This is a genomic window from Parageobacillus caldoxylosilyticus NBRC 107762 (genome assembly GCF_000632715.1).
Taxonomy (GTDB): domain Bacteria; phylum Bacillota; class Bacilli; order Bacillales; family Anoxybacillaceae; genus Saccharococcus; species Saccharococcus caldoxylosilyticus.
This window is the reverse complement of the sequence record NZ_BAWO01000099.1, coordinates 1-7,893: the sequence shown is the minus strand read 5'-3', so window position 1 is coordinate 7,893 and position 7,893 is coordinate 1. Positions and strand designations below refer to the sequence as shown.

At 37.8% G+C, this 7,893-nt stretch carries 7 protein-coding genes, 1 tRNA gene, 1 pseudogene and 1 riboswitch; of the genes and pseudogenes, 8 read left to right on the top strand and 1 reads right to left on the bottom strand.

Annotation, left to right across the window (positions count from 1 at the left end; all coding sequences use genetic code 11):
- Positions 1 to 254: 254 nt before the first annotated feature.
- Positions 255 to 367, top strand: a riboswitch (SAM riboswitch).
- Positions 368 to 443: 76 nt separating this feature from the next.
- From GCA01S_RS18525 to GCA01S_RS18510, 3 genes are all read left to right on the top strand, one after another.
- Positions 444 to 1,547, top strand: coding sequence for a methionine biosynthesis PLP-dependent protein (locus GCA01S_RS18525; RefSeq protein WP_017436275.1), 1,104 nt, complete (start codon positions 444 to 446; stop codon positions 1,545 to 1,547).
- A 6-nt stretch (positions 1,548 to 1,553) separates the two neighbouring features.
- Positions 1,554 to 2,735 (top strand): cystathionine beta-lyase, encoded by a 1,182-nt coding sequence (gene metC, locus GCA01S_RS18520; protein WP_017436274.1) that lies wholly within the window; start codon positions 1,554 to 1,556, stop codon positions 2,733 to 2,735.
- A gap of 154 nt (positions 2,736 to 2,889) precedes the next feature.
- Positions 2,890 to 2,962, top strand: a tRNA-Val gene (locus tag GCA01S_RS18510).
- 117 nt (positions 2,963 to 3,079) lie between these two features.
- On the opposite strand, the gene GCA01S_RS18505 is transcribed toward GCA01S_RS18510, so the two are convergent.
- Positions 3,080 to 4,180 carry a tyrosine-type recombinase/integrase gene (locus tag GCA01S_RS18505; protein ID WP_042412340.1) on the bottom strand — a complete coding sequence of 367 codons (1,101 nt, stop codon included), beginning with the start codon at positions 4,178 to 4,180 and terminating at the stop codon, positions 3,080 to 3,082.
- 205 nt (positions 4,181 to 4,385) lie between these two features.
- Here GCA01S_RS18505 and GCA01S_RS18500 point away from each other — a divergent pair, with 205 nt between their 5' ends.
- The 5 genes and pseudogenes from GCA01S_RS18500 to GCA01S_RS20675 all read left to right on the top strand — a co-directional run.
- Positions 4,386 to 4,646, top strand: a complete 261-nt coding sequence (locus tag GCA01S_RS18500; protein WP_042412337.1) for a hypothetical protein — start codon at positions 4,386 to 4,388, stop codon at positions 4,644 to 4,646.
- A gap of 39 nt (positions 4,647 to 4,685) precedes the next feature.
- Positions 4,686 to 5,651: a hypothetical protein gene (locus GCA01S_RS19070; RefSeq protein ID WP_052510073.1), complete on the top strand. Its 966-nt coding sequence runs from the start codon at positions 4,686 to 4,688 to the stop codon at positions 5,649 to 5,651.
- Between the two features lie 277 nt (positions 5,652 to 5,928).
- Positions 5,929 to 6,609, top strand: a complete 681-nt coding sequence (locus tag GCA01S_RS18490) for a hypothetical protein (protein ID WP_042412333.1) — start codon at positions 5,929 to 5,931, stop codon at positions 6,607 to 6,609.
- A gap of 167 nt (positions 6,610 to 6,776) precedes the next feature.
- Positions 6,777 to 6,995: pseudogene (locus tag GCA01S_RS19755) on the top strand (type I restriction enzyme endonuclease domain-containing protein); the annotation flags it as partial.
- 71 nt (positions 6,996 to 7,066) lie between these two features.
- Positions 7,067 to 7,893: hypothetical protein (locus tag GCA01S_RS20675; protein ID WP_052510072.1), on the top strand; the 827-nt coding region annotated here is incomplete at its 3' end.

Here is a 7,893-nt window from a genome sequence, read left to right as displayed (position 1 = left end):
GTTGAACCGTGTAAGTTTTTGAAAAAATAAGTGCTTTTTTTGCTATTTTTGTCAAAAAACTGTTTCGATAAAATAAAATAACGAAATATACTGGAATCGGTCCAAACATATGAAAACGGACAGCGCGAAAAACATGATAAGTTTTTCCGATGTTATATAAACAAATAACTCAATTTTAAAAAAATTACTTGCAAAATTATTATGAATGAGTTAAATTTTAAGATAATCAGAAAAATGAATATCGGCAAGATGCTTTCTTATCGAGAGAAGCGGAGGGAACTGGCCCTGTGAAGCTTCAGCAACCAGCCAAGTATTGGCCAGGTGCTAAATCCAGCGAATTGAATTTTTTCAATTCGGCAGATAAGAAGAAGCACTGACATACGTATGGAAAAGTCTTCTTCTTAGAAGACTTTTTTTATTTTATAAAAGAGGGAGAGAGAGAAGTGGAGAAACTGGAGACATTGTTAGCGCAAATCGGAAACCGCAGCGAAACAGTAACGGGGACGGTCAATCCGCCTGTCTACTTTTCGACGGCATACCGTCATGAAGGAATTGGACAGTCGACCGGGTTTGACTACATCCGTACCGGCAATCCGACGCGCAAAATCGTCGAAGAGGCGATCGCCAAGCTCGAGGGAGGCGATCAAGGCTATGCGTTCAGTTCGGGCATGGCAGCCATTCAGACAGTTCTTGCTTTATTTGAAAGCGGGGATGAATTTCTCGTTTCTGCCGATTTATATGGAGGTACATATCGCTTATTTGAACGTGGCTGGCGAAAATACGGATTGTCTTTTCATTATGTAGATTTTCGCGACATACGATTAGTAGAGAACATGATCACGGAAAAAACGAAGGCGATTTTTTTGGAAACGCCGACCAATCCGCTCATGCAGGAAGCGGACATTGCCGAAGTGGCAAAACTTGCGAAAAAACACGGACTGCTTCTCATTGTTGACAATACGTTTTACACGCCGGTTCTCCAGCGTCCGATCGAGCAAGGAGCCGATATCGTTATTCACAGTGCGACAAAATATTTAGGAGGACACAACGATGTGTTAGCCGGTCTCGTTGTTGCAAAGGGAGAGGAGCTTTGTCAACGGCTTGCGGAATATCATAACGCAATTGGCGCCGTGCTTTCTCCGTTTGATTCGTGGCTATTGATTCGCGGCATGAAAACGTTGGCGCTACGGATGCGCCAGCATGAAGAAAACGCGAAGCGCATCAGTGAGTTTTTAGCGTCTCACGAAGATATTACCGATGTATTATACCCAGGAAGAGGGGGAATGTTGTCGTTCCGCTTGCGCGAGGAAAAGTGGGTCAACCGCTTTTTACAAAGTTTACGCTTAATTACGTTCGCCGAAAGTTTAGGAGGTGTGGAAAGCTTTATTACATATCCGGCGACGCAAACGCATGCCGACATTCCGGAGGAAGTCCGCATTGCCAACGGCGTCTGTAACCGGCTGCTGCGCTTTTCCGTCGGCATCGAACATGCCGAAGATTTAATTGCCGACTTAGCGCAAGCGCTGAAAAATATGAAAGAGGTGTAAGAGGATATGGAACAACGTATTTCCTTTCAAACCAAACTGCTTCATAACAAATGGAAAATCGATCGGCAAACAGGGGCAGTAAGCGTGCCGATTCAGCATGCTTCAACGTTCCATCAATTCGATTTTGACACATTTGGCAAATATGATTACAGCCGCTCCGGAAACCCGACGCGCGAGGCGCTCGAAGAAACGATTGCCGAACTGGAAGGCGGCGTGCGCGGCTTCGCTTTTTCCTCAGGGATGGCGGCGATTTCGACTGCGTTTCTTCTCTTGTCCAAAGGCGACCATGTGCTCGTGACCGAAGATGTTTATGGCGGCACGTATCGCATGATCACCGAAGTATTAAACCGTTTTGGCATTGAATATACGTTTGTCGATATGACCGATTTGCATGAAGTGGCCACTCATATTCGTCCGAATACAAAAGTGATCTATGTCGAAACGCCGTCCAACCCGCTCTTAAAGGTAACCGATATTCAAGGAATTGTCAAACTGGCGAAAGCCAATGGCTGTTTAACGTTTTTAGACAATACGTTTATGACTCCCGCGCTCCAGCGCCCGCTTGACCTTGGCGTCGATGTCGTTCTTCATAGCGCGACAAAGTTTTTAGCAGGGCATAGCGATGTCGTGGCGGGGCTTGCGGTGGTGAAAGACGAGGAGTTGGCGAAACAGCTGTATAAATTGCAAAACGCGTTTGGCGCCGTGCTTGGGGTGCAAGATGCGTGGCTGGTGTTGCGGGGATTAAAGACGCTGCACGTCCGCCTCAAGCAGTCGTCCGAATCGGCGCTCGCCATCGCCCGCTATTTGTCCGGCCATCCGAAAGTGGAGGAAGTGTATTACCCAGGGCTCACGCACCACCCTGGCCATTCGATTCAACGCTATCAAGCATCGGGATTTGGCGCGGTATTATCGTTCCGTCTTGCCGATGAAGAAGCGGTCCGGACGTTTGTGAAACACGTTCGCCTCCCTGTATTTGCCGTCAGCCTAGGAGCGGTCGAATCAATTTTATCGTATCCAGCGAAAATGTCGCACGCCGCAATGCCGAAAGAGGAACGGGAGCGGCGCGGCATTACAGATGGCCTGCTGCGGCTTAGCGTCGGCCTGGAGGCGGTTGAAGATTTAATCGCCGATTTCGAGCAGGCGTTATCCTATGTCAAAGAAACATCGTCTGCCGTTTCCGCGCGTTGAAAAAAAAGGTATGCGTCAAAAAACATGGGCGCATACCTTTTTTGAATGATGCTGTTTTCGGCCGTTTTCATCACCGCTAAAAAATTTTTAAAAAAGTATTTGACAAATCCGCTGCTCGTCCATATAATAAAAAATGTGTTCAACAGGACAGCATGATTCCGTAGCTCAGCTGGGAGAGCGCCACCTTGACAGGGTGGAGGTCGCTGGTTCGAGCCCAGTCGGAATCATCGAGCGAAATCCCTTGAGCCACAAGGCTTCAAGGGATTTTTTATTTCTGTTGTCATTCGTTATTTTTGGTGTTTTTGGTGACTTGGTGTGATTTTTGGAGTGATTGATTTAAAACTTTATTCCTCCTCAAACAATTGCTCGAATTTTTCGGCTGCTGTTTCTTGTATGCTTGGAAGCAAATGAGAGTAAGTATCCATTGTCATTTTGATACTCGCATGTCCTAACCGTTCCGAAACGACCTTCATATGAACATTTTGTTGTAACAGCAAAGTTGCATGTGTATGCCTTAATGAGTGCAATGTAATATCCTTTTCTAATTTCATCTTTTTATAAGTATTTCGGAATGCCCGTGTTAAGTTATCTACATACACACTTGTTCCGTTTACTGTGCAAATAACTAAGTTGTTGTCCTCATAGTTTTCGTTCTCTGCTTTTTCAATTTCTTGTATTTGTTTATGTTTTTTCAATTCCTCCACAAGATAGTTGCTAATAGCAATGACTCTTGTAGATTGCTTCGTTTTTGTAGAGTGTTGAATCGTTCGTTGATGTTTAAGAAGTGTTTTATTTATTCTGATTGTTTTTCTTTCAAAATCAATATCGTCCCACGTTAAAGCGAGTAATTCTCCGCGCCGCATTCCGGTATGAGCCAGAATTTTAAAGGCAATGGCATAGCGAGTTGTCTTTTCCGCTATCTTAATAAATTCTTTTAATTCTTCAACTGTAAATACCTCAATTGGTTTTTCTCTCTGTTCACGCGGTTTTTCAATCTGATCGGCGACATTTCGTCGAATCAATTCCAAATTAACAGCATCATTTAATCCTTTCCGTAGTATGCTGTAAATTCTTTTTACATAACCGCTGGAATATCTCTGATGAAGGCTATCAATAAATCGTTGAACCATTAAAGGAGTAACATCGTTTAGTTGTACATTTTCAAAAAAATTTAAATGATTGTTAAGAAAGGTTTTATAAAGTTTTTTCGTATTTTGAGAAAGATTATGCCTTCTGCTCAACCACTCTTTAAAGTAGTCTTTTACAGTAATTTTTGACTCTTGAATGGATATTCCTTGCTGCAATTCGTATCTTTTCTGTCTCTCCGCTGCTTCTGCATCAGTTCTTCTAGCAAAACCTCTTTTTTTGTATCTTTTTTTCTTATAAACAAATTCATAATACCAACTTTCTCTTTTCTTTATGGAGTGATCTTTATACACTGGCATAACAAAACCCCCTTAAAGCGTATAGAATTATTTTAGCAGAAAAAGGTAGAGGTATGGAGGGGACTTTTTATCAACCATTGGCATTCTCAGAGAGTATATGGAACGCTCATATTTTTGTTTGAAATTTCCTGAAATTGGGTATTAGGTTATAATTAAAGTATGAACTCAACATATTTTTAAACTTTTTGTTAGTAGGGGGGATAGGATGATTGAAACCGTATGGGAACGAATCAAGGGATGTGAAGGGCAAGTTTTTAAGCAAATCCGTGGAGGAGAGTTTACGTACAAAGTTAAGGGAAATACTATTGAGTTGAGCAGAACTAATCGCTCAATATCAAAAAACACCTTTAAAGAAGCGCTGAAATATGTACCATTAGAAAATACTGTACCTGTACAGCACTTGCAGGCTCCGTCCTATTTGTTTGCAATATTGATGGATAAGAGAATAAGACAAAATGACTGGTAACAATATCACAAAGGATAGTTCAGTGGGGTGAAAAATAAGATGAATCCAGTTTTAGAAAATATAAAATTCAAATTGAGTAATAGAGCCAATAGTGTGTTATATGCACGGGAAGAAAATTTCTATTCAGAAATTAAGATTTTTCTAGATTTTATAAAATCCAATTCTTTACTTAGTGCCATTATTCATGAGATAGAAAAACTAAATTTTGACATTGAATCCTATTTAAAAGGTGACGAAAGAAGACATAGACGCTTTATAGAGTATCCGAACGACTATATTCAAAAAATTGCTTTATGTTACTCGTTAATGAAACTTTTTTCAGAAAATAAGTTAAGTGTTTTAGACACCCTTTTCTTAAATATCACACCAAGCAGAAGTATTGATGATCGTTGTCGCGTGATTGCACAACAATATTTCAAACCTTTATATGAATATATCTGTGAACAAATTGAAGATGGTAGTACAATTTTATACTTATTATTAAGGTATAAGCACCGTACTGAATGGTTTCATAAAGATAGACTTTTCTCTATTTATGAAAGTGATACAAAACGCGGTGAAGAAAATTTAACCTTAGACTTACAGGAGTATTTGCATAACCAAGGAATTGATTATCCATTTTCAACACCACATTCACCTAGCGGACGTTCTGATTTAGTTGGTTTAATTGAAACCAATGATCCAATGGTTCTAGAGGTGAAACTATTTAATTTAGAAAAAGGTTATGATAAGGCATACATCAGAAAAGGATTGGTACAAGCATACCGTTATGCAATAGATTACGGTAAGCCTACGGGTTATCTTTTAATATATAATCTGGATAAAAGAGATTTATCTTTCGAAAAAAATGACGATAGCCCAATAAAATCAGTAAAATTAGGGGACAAAGAAATTTACATTATTGTAGTTAATTTATATTCTGACGGTAAATCTGCTAGTGAGATAAAAAAGCCACTACCTTATATAATCGATGACACATACCTTTTAAACTTTGAAGAAGAATAAGTTTTTCAAAGAGAAAACAACTGCAATAAAATTGATTCTATTACCGTTTATTACCAAAAACAAATATTTTATAATTAAAGCAGACATCTATATAAGTTCACACTGAAAAATCGACATAATCAAAATGTTTGAGTCGACTGAAAGAATGATCGAAACGGTTTGCATGTGTCGGAAAATCAATCTGTACTTAACATAGATATTTTAGACCAAAATATAATTATTACGCTTTCGAATGAAGTATAATAATGCCGAAAATATATTAATCAGGTGATATTATATGGGGTTTAACACAGAAAAATATAGGTATTATCTGGGGATGGGTATTGAATATCAAGTAATTAGTAAGTTTTTTTTACTTGGTTTTGAGGCATACAAATTACCAATTGATTTTGGTTTTGATATTCACGTTACAAATAAAATGATACAAACGTATAAGGAAGAAGAGCCTCAAAAAGATTTTTATATTCAAGTAAAAAGCAGAGTGATCTTACCTCCGTCAGAGAATCCAAATAAAGAAACGGTAGTACGTTTCTATATTAAGAAAGAGGACTTTAATAATCTAATTAAAAAAAGTGATTCAGTACTAATTTTATATTATGTAAGTGGTGTAAAAACATATAATTCATATTTTTATGACCCAGTGGAGTGGACTGATTGGAATTGTTACTTTTACGGTAAAATAGAAGGTTATAAAATGGATTTGAGTGAATATAGTGACATTACAATACATGATTATTTATGGTTAAATAGTCAACATTTAAACTATTTAATGGAAAATGATTTCGTTTTAGAAGATGAAAAAAATGGAGGTTATTATTTAGAAACAGTGTATTACGCTGAACAACACTCGGTATCTGTATCAAAAAATAAAGAAAAATTTACTTTTGCCGATAACTTAATGGAATTACGCAATTTAGTAACCGGAAATTTTGAAAATGATCCGTTTTTATCAAAATAATATTTATACTTACTAAATTTAGCGAACCATATCACAAATAATAGTGATACGGAGGACTGATTTTGTTCTAGATGCTAAAAAATTAAAACACTTAAAAGAAAAACAAGAGGGTCTATCTCTTAGAGCCACTCTTGTTTTGGAAAGAAATGTATCCATTTTATTTTTAGGTTTCTAATTTAATCCATAAGGTTGTCAAAGCATTAAAGAAACAATTAGCCGTAGACTGGACGAGTCCTCACCGTCGAGATGTCTACGCTAAAGTGAAATTAGCCGTCAAGCAAGTACTCATGAAAGAGAAAATTACGGCGCAGCAATTACAATTCTTAACAAACAAACTCATGGAACAAGCCGAACAGCAATATAAAGACTGGTCAGTGAATGCGTAACAACTAGAACAGATGTCTCTTATAGGGGCATCTGTTTTTGTATAAATGGTTATGAAGGGTAGATGAGGCAGATGCAGGCAGGAATGGATAGAGCGATTACTAAAATTCTTACAAGGGAATCAGAGAGGATGTCACAATTAGAAAAGATATTTGGATATCAATCGAAAGTAATGAGGATAAACAACTTAGATTTAAATTTAAGAAAGAAATTTGATTTAAGCATGTATCAATCTGAACTTTCGAGAGCATTTAATAGAATAGGCTCACAGTTGAAGACAACACAAGTACATGCGCGCTCCATTGCTGCATCATTAGAATTAACCAAAGCGTTAAGTAATAATCGGATCAGTCAAATGTATAGGATAACTGACTCTATGCAAGCGGCTTTGAATGCATCCAGACAACTGGGTTTGTCATTTACCAAGATTTACAATAGTATAAATAGTCCGATTGCAGAACTCCAAAGGACAATTAATCAAACATTAGAATCATATAAGATTAACCTGTCACCGACGATAAAAGCATTAGAACAATGGCAGGTTCAATTTAAAGAATTGCAAAAAATAAATTTTCCAAAGATTGAGGAATTGCTTCGAAACACAGAACTCACTGTTATTGAGCAAGACGAGAACGAAAATTGGGTTTTGGATGGTGAAATTGTCAAGAAAGATGAAATTGAAGAAGTGGTTTTAGGAGTATTAGAGCGTCAAGGGGTTTTGGAAAAGCAGAACACAATTATTTCAATGTTGAATAATATAATTGAACGTTTAGACAAGTTGGGAAAAACTCCAAAAATTAAAGCCTTTGTTTTATTAATTATTATTCCCATTTTGACTAATATACTTTCAGGATATTTACAACCTTTCTTTGAAACAAATCAAAAAGCATTTTACCAAGA